We start from the raw sequence: 19,371 nt of genomic DNA, 5'->3' as shown, positions 1-19,371 counted from the left end.
ACTCCTCATGAAACTAATAGCTAAAATACTTCTTGTGCTTTTGTTGATTTACCCTCAAAACATCTTTGCATCAACAGTTGACCATGATAAAATTCTATCCGATTATATCTGGCATAAATTTACCATGCTTAGCCCTTCGCAAAGGCCAAAGGTGGCAATTGTTTTAGGCGGCGGCGGCGCGAGAGGTTTTGCGCACATTGGCGTTTTAAAAGTGCTTAAAGATGAAAATATACCTATTGATATAATTGTTGGTAACAGTATTGGCGCGCTTGTCGGTGCTATGTATGCTTCTGGAGCACCTGCTGAGAGTATAGAAAAGCTTGCAGAAAATACAGGTTGGAACGACGTATCAAATTTTTCAAATCCGAGTGTATTGAAGTTGTTTATAACAGGAAAATTGCTTTCTACTGAGAAAATGGAAAAATACATGGGAAAATACACAAGGGCAAAGCGCTTTGATGAGTTGAAAGTTGATTTTGCTTGTATTGCAACAGACATTCTAACAGGAGAGAGAGTTGTATTAAAAGAAGGGGATGTGGCTCGTGCGGCGCGCGCAAGCGCTACAATACCAGGCCTTTTTTCGCCTGTAGAATACAGACATCGATTTCTTGTTGACGGCGGGCTTTCCGATAATATTCCAACAGATATTGCAAAGCTGATGGGTGCAGATTATATTATTACGGTTTGTGTCAGTGCCGATTTTTCAAAAAATAAAGTGTCGTCTGTTTTTTCAATGTTAACTCAGGCAATTTCAATACAAGGCAGACAGCTTGATGACCAAAAGTTAAAACTTTCTGATATAAACATTTTTCCAAAGGTAAGCGATGTTACCTTGATGGAGTTAAACCGTTCAAGAGAGTGTATTGATGCAGGTAGTGTTGCCGCAAGGGAAAGTGTTGCACAAATAAAAAAGCAGTTACTTGAAAAAACATCAAATTACCTGCTTTTAAATTAAATGAACTATAAAAGAATAAACCTGTTATTTTTCTTAATTTTCTTGCTATGTGTGTTTTCGGCACTGTCGTTTTGCGATGTGCTAAATGGTTTGCCGCAAGAACAGGTTTTTCAATCTAAAAACAAAAATAAGAACTATAAACTTTGTTTGCAAAATTACAACCAGGCAATTTCATCGCAAAATTTCAATGCCGCTTTAAACTCACTTGAGCAGGCAATAGGGTTTGCAACATCAAACAAAAAACGATATGAATTATTCGTTATGCAAGGTGATACCTACCTCAATATTAAACAGTACGCAAAGTCCATTGAAAAGTATGGACTTGCAATAGATTTAGTTCCTCAAGAAGAAGTGGCAAAGCTTAAACTTGCCGGTGTTTTTGAAACCATAGAGCTTTACACTCGTGCTCAAGATGTTTATTTTGATGTGCTTACATATAACCCAAAGTCTTTTGATGCTATTTATGCAATAGCTTTGTCTTATTTTAGAGATGGTTTATATACGAAAGCTCTTGATTACTTCCTTAAGGCACTTTCGCTAAGACCACAAAACGACCTTTACCGTAAAACAGCACTTTGTGCGAATTATAGCGGTCAAAGTGACCTTGCCGTGTCTTTACTTGAAAATCTCACTAAGAATGTAAGATCGTATGATGATTATTTTTTAATGGGGGAGTTGCTTACAAAAAAAAGCGAGTATAAAAAATCAATAGCGGTTTTAACAGATGCTATAAATTTAGATAAAGAAAATGGCTCTGCGTATCTATACATCGGAATTAATTATCTGTTGCAAAATGATGTTGAATCTGCGAAGAAAAACTTTAAACTCGCATCCCAAAAACTTTCAAATGGCGCTTTGCCGCATTTTTTCCTTGCAATGATATATAATTTGCAGGAAGATAACTCTAAGGCATTGGCAGAGCTTTCAAAAGCAAATGAACTTGCAACTTCTCCGGTTGTTAAACAGTACTGCGAAAAACTAAGGATTTTGATTGATTTTCCGTCAAAAAAGTTGAGCAATGCAAATTGACATGCAAGCTTTAAAAAAGGTATTATCTCTTTTAAAATAAAGGCGGTTAGTTATGTTTTTGTATAAAAAAAATAATCTATTTATTGATGGTTTTGAAGTTGAAAAACTTGCCAGACGCTTTGGAACCCCATTGTTTCTTTATAGCGCAAACGAAGTTAGAAAAAACTATTTGGCGTTTAAAAATGCATTTTCAGGTGTGAATGCTATTGTTTGCTATGCCCTTAAAGCTAATTCAAGCGGAGCATTGCTTAAAGTGCTTGTTAAGTCCGGCGCTGGGGTAGATATAACATCTGGCGGTGAGCTTTACAGGGCTCTTAAGGCAGGGTTTCCAAAAGAAAAAATTGTTTATGCCGGTATTGGTAAAACAGCATCGGAAATAGAATACGCGCTAAAAAGTAATATCTTGATGTTTAATGTTGAATCACTTGAAGAGCTTAATCAAGTTGCCATATTGGCAAGAAAACAAAATAAAACAGCGAAGATTGCTTTTCGTATAAACCCAAATGTTGATGCACAAACCCACAAGCATATTACAACTGGCAAAAGTGGTTCAAAGTTTGGTATTGCGTACAATCAGGCAGTTGAGTTTTATAAGATTGCTAAAAATTTAAAGGGTGTAAGCCCAGTCGGAATTCATTGCCATATTGGTTCGCAAATAACAAGTGTTGCCCCGTTTGCAATGGCTGCGCGCAAAATTTCCTTATTGGTAAAAGAGCTTTTAAAAGCAAATATTAAGCTTGATTTTGTTGATTTAGGCGGCGGTTTAGGTATAACTTATAAAAACGAAGTGCCACCAACACCAAAAGAGCTTGCAAATGCCGTTTTAGCCCACTTTAAGGATTTTAAGGGAACATTCATTTTTGAACCGGGGCGCTTTATTGTTGGCAATGCTGGTGTACTTGTAGCAAGTGTAACTTACAGAAAAAAATCTGAAGGGAAGAACTTTCTTATAACAAACGCAGGTATGAATGACCTTATCAGACCAACTTTATACGAGGCATATCACGATATTATTCCTGTGGTTTTGCCAAATAGGCCAAAGGTCAAAGTTGATGTTGTCGGTCCAATTTGTGAAACAGGTGATTTTATGGGTAAAAACAGAATGTTACCCTATATGGAGCAGGGCGAATTGCTTGTTGTAAAAAGTGCAGGCGCTTATGGTATGGCAATGGCATCTCAGTATAACTCGCGCCCAAGAGCATGCGAGGTATTAATTGACGGTAAAAAACTAAGGGTTATAAGGCAAAGAGAAACATACGAAACTCTGATTGGTTTAGAAAAATGAAAACTATAAATTTTACAAAAATTTCAGCGGCAGGTAATGATTTTGTTTTGATTGACAATCGCAATAAGACGATTAAACGCTCAATTTCAAAAATTGCGGCTAAACTTTGCGATAGAAGGCGTTCAATTGGGGCAGATGGGCTTTTGCTTTTACAAAAATCAAATAAAGCAGATTTTCAGATGCTTTACTTTAACTCCGACGGGTCCCGTGCTTCTATGTGCGGAAATGGCGCAAGGGCTATTGCCCGTTTTGCAAACATTATTGGTGCGGCCAAAGGCAATATGAGTTTCCTAACCGATTCAGGCATAATTTACGCTAGAATAAACGGCGCAAGCATTGCTGTAAATTTAAGTAACCCTCATTCGTATAGGCCACAAGTTGATGTTTTGCTTAATGGCAAAAAATTTAAGTGCGCTTATATTAATACAGGGGTACCTCATATAGTTCTTTTTGTTCCAAAGGTTGAAAAAATAAATGTAAAAGAGCTTGGTTCTACCTTGCGTTTTCATAAAGCATTTGCGCCAGATGGGGCAAATGTTAACTTTGTTCAAGTTAAAGGTAATACTTTAATTGTCAGAACATACGAGCGCGGAGTAGAGGATGAAACGCTTGCCTGCGGTACTGGTGTGAGCGCTTGCTCGCTTGTGAGTGTTCTTGCAGGTAAAGTTAAACAGCCGGTTAGCTGCATAGTCAGAAGTGGTGATAAGTTAACTGTTTCTTTTGATGTTACTAATAATGACAAAAAGTATCCTGCAAAAAATTTATGGCTTCACGGCCCTGCCGTTGTGTCATTTAGCGGCAAAGTAAATATTTAAAATATTAACGGGGGAAAGATGTTTGAAGGTTCATATGTAGCATTAGTAACACCATTTAAGAATGGTGCTGTAGATTTTGATAAGTTAAAAGAAATTATTGAATTCCAAATTGAAAATGGCACAGCCGGCATAGTCCCATGCGGTACAACAGGTGAGTCGGCAACATTATCAATGGAAGAGCACGAGGCAGTTATTGAGGCAACGGTAAAAGTTGTAAATAAAAGGGTAAAAGTTATGGCTGGCACAGGGGCAAACTGTACCGATGAGGCCATAGCATTAACTAAATTTGCGCAAAAGGTTGGCTGCGATGCCGCTCTTTTGGTGTCACCTTATTACAACAAACCAACGCAAAAAGGCCTTTTCTTGCATTATAAGGCAATTTCAGAATCAACAAATATTCCATTAGTGCTTTACAATATAATGGGAAGAACGGCTGTAAATATAGAGGTTGAAACAACCGCGAAAATTGTTAAGCAATGTAAAACCGTTGTTGGTGTAAAAGAGGCGTCTGGCTCTCTTGAGCAGATGGCATTAACTAAGCTTGCATGCCCTGATATTAACCTTATTTCAGGTGACGATGCTTTAACTTTGCCAGTCTTATCAATTGGCGGTGTTGGCGTAATTTCAGTTGTGGCAAATATTGTGCCAAAAGCCGTAAGCGAACTTGTTGAACACTTTCTTGCCGGTCGCTTTGCCCAAGCAAAAGAGTTGCATTACAAATTATTACCTTTAGTAAAGGCAATGTTTATAGAAACAAATCCTATACCAGTAAAAACCGCAATGGCAATGCTTGGTATGTGTTCTGATGAGTTTCGCCTGCCAATGTGTTCTATGGAAGATGCAAATAAAGCAAAGTTGGAAATTGCGTTAAAAAATTACGGGCTTCTTTAAGTTTTTGGTTAGAATAATTGGGGGTAAAAAATGCTTAAGATTGCAATTTGCGGTGCCGCCGGAAGAATGGGTTCCAGAATTATTGTTCTTGCACAAAATAACCCTGAGCTTTGTATAGTTGCTGGTATTGAAAGGAAAGAATTACAAAAAAATTGCCCAAACAACATAAAACTTTCTGACAATTTATCTGATGTTATTGAACTTTGCGATATAATAATTGATTTTACAGCCCCCGATGTTACGCTTAAAAATGTTGCATTAGCAAAAGAAAAAAATAAACCTATAGTAATTGGCACTACTGGCTTTGATGCACAAAAACTTCAAGTTATTGCCAATGCATCAAAAGATATCCCTATATTGCTTTCTCCAAATATGTCGCTTGGTGTTAATTTGCTCTTTAAGCTTTCAGCCATCGCTGCAAAAGCGCTTAATGGGTACGATATCGAAATTGTTGAGCTTCATCATAATCAAAAAAAAGATGCGCCATCTGGTACTGCGGCAAAGTTAGCAGAAATTATGGCGTTAGCGCTTGATAGAGATATTGCAAAAGTTGGTGTTTATGGTAGAGAAGGCATAGTTGGAGCACGCACAAAAGAGGAAATAGGTGTAATGGCTGTTCGTGCAGGTGATACTGTTGGCGAACATACGGTATATTTTGCAGGTACCGGTGAGCGCATTGAGCTAACGCATCGCGCATACTCCAGAGACATTCTTGCATCAGGCGCTTTAACAGCTGCAAAGTGGCTTTCAAAACAAGTGGCCGGGTTTTATTCAATGCAAGATGTTTTATCACTTAATAAACTATGATTTATTTGCGTTTTTTTGCACGCTCAAAAGCGCGTTTTGGAATAATGAAGGATGGCAAAATAATTGAGTTGTCAAAAAGTTATTTTGAGAACTATGCCTTAACAAAAAATAAGTTCCTACTAAACTCCGTAGAAGTTTTACCGCCTTGCGAGCCGTCAAAAATAATTGGTGTTGGGTTAAATTACAAAGATCACGCAAAAGAACTTAACTTTCCATTACCTAAAAACCCAATATTATTTCAAAAACCGATAAGTGCCGTTATTGCGCATAAAGACAAAATTGTTCTCTCAAAAAAATCAAAACAGATTGATTATGAAGGCGAGCTCGCAATAGTTATTGGTAAAAAATGCAAAAATATTTCTGTAAAAAACTCTCATAAATATATCTTTGGCTACACCTGTGCCAATGATGTTACAGCAAGAGATTTACAAAAATTAGATGGCCAGTGGGCAAGGGCAAAGGCTTTTGATACATTCGCGCCAATTGGCCCATATATTGTAAGCGGAATAAATCCATTAAAGTTAAAAATTAAAACATTTTTAAACGGGAAAGTTGTGCAGTCATCAAATACAAAAAATATGGTTTTTAATGTATATAAACTTGTAAGCTTTATATCTGCTATTATGACATTACTACCCGAAGATATTATAATTACAGGAACTCCGTTTGGGGTTGGTCAGCTTAAGCACAATGATGTTCTAAGTGTTAATATTGAAAAAGTTGGAGAATTAATAAACATTTGTAAAAAGGATAATGGTTATGAAAATTGAAGTTAACGAAAAACTAAAAAAACTACCGCCATATTTGTTTATTGAAATTGATAAAAAGAAAAAGGCTGCCATAGAGCGAGGTGTGGATATAATCGCACTTGGAGTTGGCGACCCGGATAAACCAACACCAAATCATATTATCAAAGCCGGTCAAAAAGCGCTTAGCGATCCTAAAAACCACCAATACCCTTTTGGTGCCGGCACACTTAAATTTCGTCAGGCGGTGTCTAATTGGTACAAAGAAAGGTTTAATGTATCAATAGATCCAATCACAGAAGTTTGGTCGTTGCTTGGTTCAAAAGAAGGCATTGGACATTTCCACTTGGCATTTATAAATCCCGGCGATTATGTGCTTATACCTGAGCCGGGTTACCCTGTATATAACACAGGTACAATATTTTCTAATGGTATTGCATATTTTATGCCTTTAAAAGAAGAAAATGGTTTCCTGCCTGATTTCAATGCGATACCGCAGGAAATTGCAAGCAAAGCAAAAATTATGTTTTTGAATTATCCAAATAACCCTACAGCTGCAACCGCAACAAAGAATTTTTACATTAAAGCAATAGCATTTGCAAAAAAACACAACATAATAATTGCCCATGATGCTGCCTACTCTGAAATTTACTATGAAAATAAACCAATAAGTTTTCTTTCAGTAGATGGTGCAAAAGAAGTTGGTGTTGAGTTTCACTCACTTTCAAAAACATACAATATGACAGGTTGGCGTATTGGTTGGGTATGTGGCAATGCTCAAATTGTTGCAGGCCTTGGTAAGGTTAAAGATAACTACGACTCGGGTGTTTTCCAGGCAATACAGGAAGCTGGTATTGCTGCTCTCAGTGGTTCTCAAACTTGTGTGATAGAGATGCGCAAACTTTATAAAGAACGCCGCGATGTTCTTGTTGATGGGCTAAACAAACTTGGTTGGAAAGTAACTAAGCCGAAGGCAACCTTTTATGTTTGGGCAAAAACACCAAACGGCTATTCTTCCACCCAAACTGTGTCTAAATTGTTAGACGAAGCCGGCATTGTCTGTACCCCTGGTAATGGGCTTGGTGTTTCTGGTGAAGGGTATGTGCGCTTTGCTTTAACTGTTGAGATGCCAAGAATTAATGAAGCTCTCAAAAGAATTGCAAAACTTAAATGGTAAAAACAACAGCATATCTGTCTCTTGGTTCAAACCTTGGCAACAAGAAAAAGAATATAGAACGAGTACTCCATAAACTTGCAAATATAAATGGAATTTCTTTTTTAAAATCTTCCGCGCTTTATAAAACAAGTGCTGTTGGTAAAAAGATGAGCTATTTTTTAAACAGTGTCCTAAAAGTTAGCACAACTTTAAGCGCAAGTTCATTGTTAAAAGTAATTAAATCAATTGAGTCAGACGTTGGCAGGGATGGTTCTCAGCCACATATGACGCCTCGTGTAATAGATATTGATATATTATTTTTTGGAAATAAGGTTATAAACACGATTAAGTTGGTGGTGCCACACCCAAAAATAAAAGAACGGCTTTTTGTTTTGGTTCCACTCTTAGAAATTGCGCCAAAGAAATATTACCCGAATGAAAGAAAGAAGCTTTCTTGGTATGCAAGCGAAGTAAAAAAAAATTATCCATGTCAAAAAGTGAGAAAATATGAAAACTAAAATAACCATTAAAACACTCGCAGAGTTAAAGAAAGCAAAGCGGAAAATTACCGCCCTTACCGCTTATGACTATCCAACAGCTAAAATACTTGACGATGCGGGTGTAGATGTTGTGCTCGTTGGCGACTCTGTAGGTATGGTAAAACTTGGTTACCCTTCAACTATTCCAGTTGAGCTTTTTGAAATTATTTATCATTGCAGAGCTGTAAGGCGTGCCGTAATAAATGCGCTTTTAGTGGCAGATATGCCATTTATGAGTTATGAAACATCAAAAAAAGATGCCATTAAAAATGCAGGCGAGATTATTAAATATGGTATGGCGCAAGCGGTTAAAATAGAAGGCGGAGAGGAACTAATAGACAATATAAAAGCCGTTATAGATGCTAAAATACCGGTAATGGGCCATTTAGGCCTAATGCCTCAGGCAATAAACCTGATTGGTGGTTATAAAATACAAGGTAAAACAGACGAAGATGCGGAAAAAATAATCCGTAGTGCTCATATACTGGAAAAAGCAGGCGTTTTTGCTGTAGTACTTGAATGCGTGCCTGAAAAGCTGGCAAAAACTATAACATCAGAACTTTCAATACCAACTATTGGTATTGGTTCAGGAAAATATTGTGATGGTCAAATACTTGTAAGTGACGATATGTTTGGTATTACACAAGGCAAAACTCCAGGCTTTGTTAAGCGCTACGCTAATTTGTCAGATGCTATGATAAAGGCAACAAAGCTTTACTGCCAAGAAGTAAAACAGTCAAAATTCCCGAAATGAAAATAATAACATCAATTTCCATAATGCAAAAACTTTCTGCTGCTCTTAAAAAAAGAGGCAAAACTATTGGTTTTGTGCCTACAATGGGCGCATTGCACAGTGGCCATATGCAGCTTGTCAAAAAATGTACGTCGGAAAACGACTTCTGTGTTGTGTCCGTTTTTGTTAATCCAACTCAATTTGGCCCTAAAGAAGATTTTAATAAATATCCAAGAACATTTTTAGAAGATAAAAAACTTTGCGATAGTTGCGGTGTTGATGCGATATTTTTCCCAAGTGCGGCGCAAATGTATCCGTATAATTACAAAACTTCTATAACGGTAAATAATCTCTCCAGTGTGCTTTGTGGAAAATTCAGAATTGGTCACTTCAACGGTGTAGCAACGATTGTTGCAAAACTTTTCAACATTGTAATGCCAACTAATGCTTACTTTGGAATGAAAGATTATCAACAGTTAAAAATTATTGAACGCATGTGCACGGATTTAAACTTTCCTGTAAGAATTATCCCCTGTAAAACAGTGCGCGAAAGTTCGGGCCTTGCAATATCCAGCAGAAACAAATATCTTTCTAACATGGAAAAAGAAAATTCGTCAAAAATATATGCGGCATTAATACAAGCAAAAAAAATGGCATTGGAAGGGAATAATAGTTACTCTAAAATAAAAAATACAATTATTAATATGCTAAAAACAATTCCAATATCAAAGCTTGATTATGTTAGCATTTGCGACCCCAAAACCTTAATTGAAAAAAAATCAGCCAAAGCACCAGCCCTTATAGCGGTTGCTGCCTATGTTGGAAAAACACGCCTGATTGACAACATTCTTATAGAGAAACCTTAAATGAAAACAGATTTTTTAGTTATTGGTAGCGGTGCAGCTGGCCTAAGTTTTGCTATCAAAGCATCAAAACTTGGCTCCGTAGCTTTGATTACAAAAAGACAATTAATTGACACAAATACATCAAAAGCACAAGGTGGCATAGCAGCTGTAACGCGAAAGGATGATTCTTTCAGGTCGCATATAAACGATACACTAATTGCCGGTGCAGGTTTATGTAAAAAAGAAGTTGTTGATCTGACAGTTGAAGGCGGTCCCGGTACCATAGCCGAACTTGAAGAGTGGGGTGTAAAATTCTCTCGTTTTGGCAATAAGCAAAACGCAGATTACGAGTTTGGGCTTGAAGGCGGACACTCAAAAAGACGAATATTGCATTGCGCCGATGCGACAGGGTTTGAATTGCAAAAAGTTTTAATTGCAAAGGCAAAAAAATGCGGTATTAAATTTTACGAGAACCACACGGCGGTTGATTTAATAACTTCAGGCAAACTTAAAAAAAGTTTTCAAAAAAATAATGAACGCTGTTTTGGCGCTTATGTGCTAAACAATGCAACAGGTGAAGTTAATGCGTTTACTGCAAAAATGACGGTTCTTGCAACTGGCGGTGCCGGCAAAGTTTACCTTTACACATCAAACCCCGACATTGCGGCAGGTGATGGTGTGGCAATGGCATACCGTTGTGGTGCAACCGTGGCTAATATGGAGTTTGTGCAATTTCACCCAACATGTTTGTTTAATGAAAAAGAACGCTCATTTTTAATTTCGGAGGCACTTAGAGGAGAAGGCGCTGTTTTACGGCTTAAAAATGGCAAAAAGTTTATGCATAAATACCATCCACTTAAAGAACTTGCCCCAAGGGATATAGTGGCAAGAGCTATTGGTAATGAATTAAAGATTTTAGGTGATGACTTTGTGTATTTAGATATTACAAGTAAGAGTTCGGCGTATTTAAAAAAGCGTTTTCCAACTATTTATGCCAAGTGTCTTGAATGTGGTATAGATATTTCAAAAAATCCGATACCTGTTGTTCCTGCCGAGCATTATTCTTGCGGCGGGGTATTAACCGATACATTCGCACAAACAAATATAAATGGCCTATTTGCGATAGGTGAGTGTGCTTGTACTGGTTTACACGGAGCAAACCGGCTTGCTTCAAACTCACTGCTTGAAGCAATAGTTTTTGCCCGCCGCGCATATCAAAAGGCCAATGAACTTATTTCTGAAAAAATAAATTTTCCCGCAATCCCACAGTGGGATAAAGGCAACGCAAAAGATAGCGATGAATCGGTAGTTATTAAACAAAACTGGGATGAAATTAGAAATTTTATGTGGAACTATGTTGGTATTGTCAGAACCGATAAACGGCTTAAAAGAGCATTTGAACGAATAAAGTTACTTAAAAAAGAAATTCAGGAATATTATTGGAATTTTTTTATTACCAGTGATCTTATAGAATTACGCAACATTGCCACGGTAGCCGAAATAATTATTAAGTGCGCGATTAAACGAAAAGAGAGCCGCGGCCTGCATTATAACCTGGACCATCCTTCAATGTTAAAAAAACCTAAGGATACTCTGATAAAAAGATTCTAATATGGATAAAATAATCATAAAAGGCGCAAGAGCGCACAACTTAAAAAACATTTCACTTGAAATACCAAAAAACAAACTTGTTGTAGTAACAGGGCTCTCGGGTTCAGGTAAATCGTCATTGGCATTTGACACTATCTATGCTGAAGGCCAGCGGCGCTATGTTGAGTCGCTATCGGCATATGCAAGACAATTTCTTGAGTTGATGGAAAAACCCGACTTAGACACAATTGAAGGCCTTTCTCCGGCAATTGCAATTGAACAAAAAAATCCGTCACATAACCCACGCTCAACAGTAGGCACAGTAACGGAAATTTATGATTATTTGCGGTTATTATTTGCACGTATTGGTAAACCATTTTGTCCTGAGTGCAACAAACCAATTTCTTCGCAAAGCGCTCAGCAAATTATAGATGAAATAATGAAAATGCAGGAAGGCACAAAACTTCAAATACTCTCACCTATTGTGCGCGGGAAAACTGGAACTTATGAGGAGTTGTTTAAGAAACTTGCAAAAAGCGGCTTTGCCAGGGTTCGCATAAACGGTAAGATTTCCTTATTAGATGAAAAAATAAAGCTTGACCGTTACAAAAAACACACCATTGAAGTTATTATAGATAGAGTTGTGCTAACTGCACAAGCACGCCAAAGAATTTCGGAAGCGGTTGAACTTGCACTTAAAGAATCGTCCGGCTTAGTTTTAATTTTAGATGAGAGCTCAAAAAGGTCAGTAAAAGAAAGATTGTTTAGCGAACATAACAGCTGCACCGATTGTGGCATAAGCCTGCCTGAAATTGAGCCACGACTATTTTCGTTTAACTCGCCATTTGGGGCTTGTCCGGAGTGCGGCGGGCTTGGCGCAAAAGAAGAAGTTGATGAAGATCTTATAATTCGTGCTCCAATGCTTAGCATAGCAGATGGCGCAATAAAACCATGGAGCCAGCCAATAACAACCCGTACCCATCGTTGGAAAAATTCATGGAGTGGCTATTACCAGCAACTTTTAGATGATGTTTGCTCAAAACACAATATACCAACAAAAACTTCATGGTTAAAACTTTCAAGAAAACAGCAGGAGATATTGCTATTCGGCGACAATGATGGATTTGAGGGTGTGATCGTCAATTTAAAACGGCGTTACACTGAAACTGAATCTGAATTCGTGCGTGAAGAGATCCGTACAAACTATATGCGCACTGTTATCTGTAATAGCTGCCACGGCGCTCGCCTTAAAAAATCTGCCATGTCAGTGAAAATTGATGGCAAATCAATTTCAGAATTAACAACTATGTCTGTCAATATTGCAAGGGAATTCTTTGCCGCGCTAAAACTATCAGAAAAAGATAAATTTATCAGTAAAACAATATTTAAAGAGGTAAACCGGCGGCTTTCATTTTTAAGCGATGTGGGGCTCGGATATATTACCATTGACCGTGAAAGCTCAACACTTTCCGGAGGTGAGGCACAAAGAATTCACCTTGCAACACAAATTGGTTCAGGGTTAACAGGAGTGCTTTATGTGCTTGATGAACCATCAATTGGCCTGCACCAAAAAGACAATAGAAAGCTTTTAGATACAATGCTTCGCCTGCGCGACATGGGCAATACCCTAATTGTTATTGAGCACGATGAAGAAACTATGCGCGCAGCCGACTGGATAATAGATCTTGGGCCGGGTGCCGGCATTCATGGCGGTTCTATTGTTGCCCAAGGTACTTATGAAAAAGTTTTAAAAGCGAAAAATTCACTTACCGCGAGTTACCTAAACGGTACCCTAAGAATTCCTATACCTAAAAAGAGAAGAAAGTTAACAGACAGAAATCTTGAAATTATTGGCGCTTCACAGTTTAACCTTAAAAAACTATCCTTAAATATGCCTCTTGGGGTTTTCGTTTGCGTAACAGGTGTTTCCGGTTCTGGAAAATCAACTTTAGTACATGAAATAATATACAAAAATCTTGCAAAAAAACTTTACGGTTCAAAAGAAGTACCTGGTATAGTAAAAGAAATTAATGGCATGGAAAATATAGATAAAGTGATAATTGTTGACCAATCGCCCATTGGTAGAACTCCTCGTTCAAATCCAAGCACTTACACGGGTGCATTTACGCATATTCGTGACCTTTTTGCCAGCACCCAGGAATCAAAAGCCAGGGGTTATGAGCCAGGAAGGTTCTCTTTTAATGTAAAAGGCGGCCGTTGCGAAAATTGCCATGGAGATGGAACAATTAAAATTGAAATGCAGTTTTTGCCTGATGTTTATGTAACTTGTGAAGTTTGCGGGGGTAAACGCTTTAATAGTGAAACTTTGCAGGTTCATTATAAAGGCAAAACAATAGCGGAAGTTTTGGATATGACAGTTGAGGAGGGCTATGAGTTTTTTACAAACATTCCTAAAATAAAGAAAATTTTTGGAACATTAAATTCTGTTGGGCTAAATTATATAAAGCTTGGACAAGCTGCAACCACACTGTCGGGAGGCGAAGCTCAAAGAGTGAAACTGGCAAATGAATTATCAAAGCACTCCACAGGCAAAACCCTTTATATACTTGATGAGCCGACAACAGGCCTGCACTTTGCCGATGTAGAAAAGTTGTTAAAAGTTTTGCATGAGTTAGTAGATAATGGCAACACGGTTTTAGTCATTGAACACAATCTTGAAGTAATAAAAACCGCCGATTGGATTATTGACTTGGGCCCAGAAGGTGGTAATAAGGGTGGTTATATTGTGGCTAAAGGAACCCCTGAAACGGTTTCTTTAAACAAAAACTCATTTACCGGCCAATATTTACAATCAGCTTTAAAAGCATAAATATTGATAATGTTTAATTAAAATTCCGTGACTCGTAAGTAATCTGATAACTTTAAACTAATATTTTACATAATACTTGACACACTCGTCGCATTCGGGTAAAATATTTAAAAATATATCAAATTGAAATGGAGGCAGAAAAATGTCAAAAATATTCCTTGTTTTACTCGCAGTTACTTTAATTTTTAATGCCGGTTGCGCAAAAAAACAAATAATTAAACCAACTGAGACGATTGTGCCGCAAGTTAGCGACACTAACAAAGATTCGGATGAGGCGTCAGTTCGTTTCAAAGATTGGAAATCGATTGAAGGACTTGTAAACATAAGTTTTGACTATGACTCTTACGACTTGAGTGACAGCGCGAGCGATGTATTAAAAAAGAATGCGAGTTATTTAAAAGAGTATTCAATCGCTAACATAATAGTTGAAGGATACTGCGATCAACGCGGTACTATTGAGTACAACCTTGCACTTGGTCAAAAACGGGCCTCGGCTGTTCGTGATTATTATATATCTCTTGGAGTTCCAGCAGGTAATATAGGCACAATTTCGTATGGTAAAGAAAATTTGTTAGATGATTCTGATAATGAAAATGCATATGCGAAAAATAGACGAGCTGAAACAAAAGTAAGAGGAAAATGATTCGCTATATCTTTGGTTTAACATTTATTTTTTTATTTTTATTGTCTGGCTGTATCGCAACCAGTACGGAGGTTTCAGGTTTGCGAGAAGATATCTATAAACTACAACTTAAAATAAATGAACTTCAAACAAATCAGGCAGATGTTTCTAATAAAACTGAGAGTTTTTCAAGAAAGTTAGATATACTCGGTTCCAACCTAAAAGAAACACAAAATAGAATGTCTTCTCTTGGGCAAAAACTTGATGATGTAGATGCGAACTTTTCTCAACGGCTAGATAAACTTTTTGAGCAGCTTTCTGGCACTACGCTTTCAATAGCTCCAAGCCCATCTGCGCTTTACAATCTGGCTTACAATGATTATTCAAACGGCAAATATGACCTCGCTATAACAGGGTTTGAAACATATCTTGAAAAATACCCTGATACAGAACTTTCAGATAAGGCAAACTACTATTTGGCCGATTCCTACTACTCAAAAAAATCTTTTGATGACGCTATAACTAAGTTTGAGCTTTTTTTAAATAACAAAACGAACATGGAGTTAAGTCCGTCTGTGCTATATAAACTCGCGGACTGCTATGAAAAAATTGGCAACGGTGAAAAAACAAAAACACTTCTAAAACAATTGTACTCTGAGTTCCCAGATTCACAAGAAGCAAAAATGTCCGCCCAAAAGGTCCAAACAAAGGGCCAAGATGCTCAAAAACCTTGAGTTCACTTTTTTTATCTCTCTGCTGTTGCATATTGGGCTGATTGCTTTTCTTTCCATCGGCCAAAATAAAACTATCAACATAACCGTTCCATTTGAGCTTGTTTATTATGCGCAAGACACTAAGCAAACAGTACTTGAAGTTGTCAAAGAGGAAAAAGACAGTATTAATTTGAAAAAGCAAAAAAGTAAAAAACCAATAAAAAAAATAGAACAAAAAAATGTACCCGACTTACCAAAAGAACAGAAACAAGCAAGCACTCTGAAACAATCAAACCAAATTGCATTAGACAACGCCCGCTTTCCTTACAACTACTATACAAATGCCATTGTAAAAAAAATCAATTCAAATTGGCAATGGTCAATAAATACCGGGCGCTATAAAGCAGTTGTTTATTTTAAAATAGAAAAAAACGGGCAAATTACCGATGTGCGTATCAAAAATAGTTCTAATGATAAAACATTTGACCAGCAAGCACTGCGCGCGGTGCTTTTAGCAAACCCTTTTGCCCCATTGCCGGAAGGTTTTAATGAAAATTATCTTGGTGTTTTTTTTGAGTTCTCTTTTATTGAGTAAATTATGAAAATACGCTTTAAAGTTATTTGTGTGGTTTTATTATTAGTTTTTGGCAGCTCTTATGCTTTCTGCTCCGATATTTATTTAAAACTTACTTCACATGGAAGTAGAACTGATATTGGTGTCAGCGAATTTATTGGCACAACTTCGCAAGACGGTGCAGGAAAAGAACTCTCTTCAATAATAAGGCGTGATTTACTTCTTTCAAGGTACTTTAACTTAATTGACGGCGGTCCAGTATACACTGGGCAGTTAGAGCAACTTAGCGAGTGGGAGAACATAGGTGTTGATTTGCTAGTTGCAGGCAAAATTACTCAAATCCAAAACAAACAGGTTTTGTATGCGAGTTTAAGTGATACTTTAGGCAAAACAGTAATATGGCAAAGCTCTTATGTTTTTACATCCTCAATGCTTAGAGAATGCGCCCATAACATAAGTGATGAAATTATTTTTCGACTCGTAGGTGAGAGAGGTGTTGCTTCAACAAAAATTGTATTTGCTAACAATTCAACTGGCTCTAAAGAGCTTTACTGCATAGATTATGATGGGCATGGATTAAAACAACTAACATTTGATAGTTCAATTGCTATTTTGCCAAAGTGGTCTGCAGATAAAAGCAAAATTGTATATACAACCTATCGTGATGTAAACCCTGATATTGCCATGCTTACACTTGCAACAATGAATAATGTGATAATATCTAAAAAACAGGGTATAAACACAGCCGCCATATTTTCACCTGATGATCAGAGCATTGCCCTAACGCAAAACGGCAAACACGGTCCAAACCTTTATTTAATCAATTTACAGGGCAAACTCTTAAGGCAGTTAACTTTTGAGGGTAAAATCAACACAAGCCCTACTTTTTCACCAAGCGCAAAAGAGATTGCGTTTATATCTGATAGGAGTGGGTATCCTCAGCTTTATATAATGAATTTAGATGGTGTAAATGTTCGCAAAGTGCCTTTAAACGGCTACTGCGATTCGCCTCGCTGGTCGCCGCGTGGAAATAAAATTGTTTTTTCAATGCTTAGCGGAACAAAAAATTATGAACTTTATGTTTTTGATATGAAAAGTAATGATATAAATAGATTAACTTATGGTACAACTAATGCGGAAAACCCATCATGGTCTGCCGACGGCAGGTTTATTGTGTACTCAGAAAAAGTAAAAAATAAATCTTTATTGTTTATAATATCGCTTGACGGAACTTTTAAAAGATTATTGAGCAATATAAAAGGTAGTTCTGTAACACCGGATTGGTCAAACTAAATGAAAAAAATTTGTTTGTGTTTACTTATTTTTACACTTTGTTTTGTTCTGTCAGCTTCCATGGAAGCTGACAGAACAAAACACAAAAAAAACTCAAAAGAAATTACTCCAATTACAAAAAAAGTAGCAACTTCAGATTTGCCTTTAAATAGGGTAAAGGAATTTGAGATAATCACAAAAACCTTTCCGCTTAATTACATAGTACCGCAAGTTCTTAGTGAAAAACTTAAACTTTCTTTTAGCTCAATAACTGTACTATGCGACAATGATACCAATAGTTTAGTGGTCAGTGCGTTTACCAATCAATTTAATGATATCACAAGTTTTATTGCTATATCAGATTCAAAACTTGAAACTGTGCAAATGAAAGTTTTTATTCTTGAAATGAGCAGGAATTACGAACAAGGTTTAATAAGCTCTACTGCTGATTTGAAAACTATTTTATTAACAAAAAGTGAGTTCTCTAAGCTTTACAACCTTGACATAAATGGTGAGGCCAAAAAGATATACGAATCTGCAAATTTCATTACACCCTATGGTTCAACCGCAACAATTAGTTTTAAGAGTGATTATTCAAAAGATTATTCTGCTGAGCTTTCAATAAACCTTACACCTGTAATTATCTCAACGCAAAGTGCGCAAATTGGCGTAAGTGTAGCTTTAAATGCTTATTGGCAAAGTGCAAGCACGAATACCAAAACGACTGCAATGATGCAATTACAAAGGTCTAGAGAAAACTCAATATTGCTTAACGATGTTATAACAAAAGAAACAAGGGAGCTTGCCTTTTCGCTTCCGTTTATGGCATCTATAAACGAAGTAGGTCAAGTATTCAACAAGGAAAGTGTTTTAAATGCCGGCTCAAGAATTGCGTTAATAATTCAACTATGGGAAATGGATAATGAATAAAAAAGTTTTTGTAGGATTGCTTATAGGTGCAGTACTGCTTTTTTTAACACTTAGGCAAATTGACTTAAAGAGTTCTTTTGAGTTTGTTAAGGCATCAAATTGGCTGCTTTTACTTGTGGGTGCGGTTCTTTATTGTTCCTCTTTTGTTATAAGAAGTTTTAGGTGGAAAATGCTTTTGTCTAAGCTTGTAAATTTGCCTACTAAAAGATGTTTTTCATTTTTAGCAATTGGTTTTTTCGCAAACAACACATTGCCATTTAGAATAGGTGAAATTGTAAGGGCATACATAACAGGCAAAAAAGCTTTAGTTTCAAAAAGCAGTGTGCTTGCTACAATTGTTATTGAACGGATCTTTGACGGAGTGGCGTATGTTTTTTTACTTGCCTTATCAATGCTGATGTTAAACGCTTTGCCAAGCGGCATAAAAAACACACTTATAACTGCCTCAATTATTTTTATTGGAGCATTCGTTTTTCTTATAACATACTCAAAAAACAAGGAACTTGTATTAAAACTACCGGCTATTTTGCCATTTTCGCAAAAATTTAAAGATCGTCTTTTTCATTTAATAAATAATTTTGCTGGTGGGCTTGAAATACTTCACGAAAGAAAAATATTGTTTTTGACATTATTGTTGTCAGTTATAATATGGCTAATTGAAGCAAGTGTTTTCTTTACTGTGGCCTCTGCATTTTCATTGCAGTTAACATATCAACAGTGTCTTTTTGTAATGATAGCAATTGGCTTTGCCGCTATATTGCCAAGCGCGCCCGGGTATGTTGGAACAGTTGAGTTTGTTGGGGTAAGCACACTTGCTATTTTTGGTGTTGAAAAAAACATTGCTTTTGGATATATTTTAACTTTGCACGCAATTCAACTGCTTTGTGTGGCCTTTATGGGAATAACTTCAATAGTAAGAGAAAAATTGACATTTGCCGAGCTTGTAAAAATTCAAAAATAGGTTAAATCTTCTGGGAATAATCCATGTGCAATATTACTAGAGTTGGTATAAATCGCTTAACGGAAAAGAAAACCACGA

19 protein-coding genes are annotated in these 19,371 nt (G+C 36.8%); all 19 read left to right on the top strand.

From position 1 onward, the window contains the following. Window positions 1-7: 7 nt before the first annotated feature. A complete protein-coding gene (locus M0Q46_01435) occupies window positions 8-955 on the top strand; it encodes a patatin-like phospholipase family protein (protein ID MCK9582276.1) in 948 nt (315 codons plus the stop codon). Then, a complete protein-coding gene (locus M0Q46_01430) occupies window positions 956-1,984 on the top strand; it encodes a tetratricopeptide repeat protein (protein ID MCK9582275.1) in 1,029 nt (342 codons plus the stop codon). Between the two features lie 52 nt (window positions 1,985-2,036). Next, window positions 2,037-3,269 (top strand): diaminopimelate decarboxylase, encoded by a 1,233-nt coding sequence (gene lysA, locus M0Q46_01425; protein MCK9582274.1) that lies wholly within the window; start codon window positions 2,037-2,039, stop codon window positions 3,267-3,269. Then, a complete protein-coding gene (gene dapF / locus M0Q46_01420) occupies window positions 3,266-4,084 on the top strand; it encodes a diaminopimelate epimerase (protein MCK9582273.1) in 819 nt (272 codons plus the stop codon). The genes lysA and dapF overlap by 4 nt, the downstream gene beginning before the upstream one ends. Window positions 4,085-4,102: 18 nt before the next feature. Next, on the top strand, window positions 4,103-4,975 hold the full coding sequence (gene dapA / locus M0Q46_01415) for a 4-hydroxy-tetrahydrodipicolinate synthase (GenBank protein MCK9582272.1): 873 nt from the start codon (window positions 4,103-4,105) through the stop codon (window positions 4,973-4,975). Between the two features lie 30 nt (window positions 4,976-5,005). Then, the gene (dapB, locus tag M0Q46_01410) at window positions 5,006-5,782 is read left to right on the top strand and encodes a 4-hydroxy-tetrahydrodipicolinate reductase (protein ID MCK9582271.1); all 777 of its coding nucleotides are present in this window, start codon (window positions 5,006-5,008) and stop codon (window positions 5,780-5,782) included. After that, window positions 5,779-6,552 (top strand): fumarylacetoacetate hydrolase family protein, encoded by a 774-nt coding sequence (locus M0Q46_01405; protein ID MCK9582270.1) that lies wholly within the window; start codon window positions 5,779-5,781, stop codon window positions 6,550-6,552. The genes dapB and M0Q46_01405 overlap by 4 nt, the downstream gene beginning before the upstream one ends. Continuing rightward, complete coding sequence (locus tag M0Q46_01400; protein MCK9582269.1) at window positions 6,542-7,705, top strand: LL-diaminopimelate aminotransferase; 1,164 nt, start codon at window positions 6,542-6,544, stop codon at window positions 7,703-7,705. The genes M0Q46_01405 and M0Q46_01400 overlap by 11 nt, the downstream gene beginning before the upstream one ends. Further along, window positions 7,699-8,202 (top strand): 2-amino-4-hydroxy-6-hydroxymethyldihydropteridine diphosphokinase, encoded by a 504-nt coding sequence (folK, locus tag M0Q46_01395; protein MCK9582268.1) that lies wholly within the window; start codon window positions 7,699-7,701, stop codon window positions 8,200-8,202. The genes M0Q46_01400 and folK overlap by 7 nt, the downstream gene beginning before the upstream one ends. After that, complete coding sequence (gene panB, locus M0Q46_01390) at window positions 8,192-8,977, top strand: 3-methyl-2-oxobutanoate hydroxymethyltransferase (GenBank protein MCK9582267.1); 786 nt, start codon at window positions 8,192-8,194, stop codon at window positions 8,975-8,977. Before folK ends, panB begins: the two co-directional genes overlap by 11 nt. Then, the gene (gene panC, locus M0Q46_01385) at window positions 8,974-9,822 is read left to right on the top strand and encodes a pantoate--beta-alanine ligase (protein ID MCK9582266.1); all 849 of its coding nucleotides are present in this window, start codon (window positions 8,974-8,976) and stop codon (window positions 9,820-9,822) included. The genes panB and panC overlap by 4 nt, the downstream gene beginning before the upstream one ends. Beyond that, the gene (gene nadB / locus M0Q46_01380; protein ID MCK9582265.1) at window positions 9,823-11,412 is read left to right on the top strand and encodes an L-aspartate oxidase; all 1,590 of its coding nucleotides are present in this window, start codon (window positions 9,823-9,825) and stop codon (window positions 11,410-11,412) included. A 1-nt stretch (window position 11,413) separates the two neighbouring features. Then, the gene (gene uvrA / locus M0Q46_01375; protein MCK9582264.1) at window positions 11,414-14,221 is read left to right on the top strand and encodes an excinuclease ABC subunit UvrA; all 2,808 of its coding nucleotides are present in this window, start codon (window positions 11,414-11,416) and stop codon (window positions 14,219-14,221) included. Window positions 14,222-14,363: 142 nt separating this feature from the next. Then, complete coding sequence (locus M0Q46_01370; GenBank protein ID MCK9582263.1) at window positions 14,364-14,864, top strand: OmpA family protein; 501 nt, start codon at window positions 14,364-14,366, stop codon at window positions 14,862-14,864. Next, window positions 14,861-15,577 carry a tetratricopeptide repeat protein gene (locus tag M0Q46_01365; GenBank protein MCK9582262.1) on the top strand — a complete coding sequence of 239 codons (717 nt, stop codon included), beginning with the start codon at window positions 14,861-14,863 and terminating at the stop codon, window positions 15,575-15,577. The genes M0Q46_01370 and M0Q46_01365 overlap by 4 nt, the downstream gene beginning before the upstream one ends. Next, window positions 15,561-16,151: a TonB C-terminal domain-containing protein gene (locus M0Q46_01360; GenBank protein ID MCK9582261.1), complete on the top strand. Its 591-nt coding sequence runs from the start codon at window positions 15,561-15,563 to the stop codon at window positions 16,149-16,151. The genes M0Q46_01365 and M0Q46_01360 overlap by 17 nt, the downstream gene beginning before the upstream one ends. Window positions 16,152-16,154: 3 nt before the next feature. Then, the gene (locus tag M0Q46_01355) at window positions 16,155-17,423 is read left to right on the top strand and encodes a hypothetical protein (GenBank protein ID MCK9582260.1); all 1,269 of its coding nucleotides are present in this window, start codon (window positions 16,155-16,157) and stop codon (window positions 17,421-17,423) included. Further along, window positions 17,424-18,332 (top strand): hypothetical protein, encoded by a 909-nt coding sequence (locus tag M0Q46_01350; protein MCK9582259.1) that lies wholly within the window; start codon window positions 17,424-17,426, stop codon window positions 18,330-18,332. It begins immediately after the preceding gene. Continuing rightward, window positions 18,325-19,293 (top strand): flippase-like domain-containing protein, encoded by a 969-nt coding sequence (locus tag M0Q46_01345; GenBank protein ID MCK9582258.1) that lies wholly within the window; start codon window positions 18,325-18,327, stop codon window positions 19,291-19,293. The genes M0Q46_01350 and M0Q46_01345 overlap by 8 nt, the downstream gene beginning before the upstream one ends. Window positions 19,294-19,371: the final 78 nt, after the last annotated feature.

It is taken from the genome of Endomicrobiales bacterium, from assembly GCA_023228045.1.
Lineage (GTDB): Bacteria > Elusimicrobiota > Endomicrobiia > Endomicrobiales > JALOBY01 > JALOBY01.
This window is presented reverse-complemented; position numbering and strand designations above follow the sequence as displayed.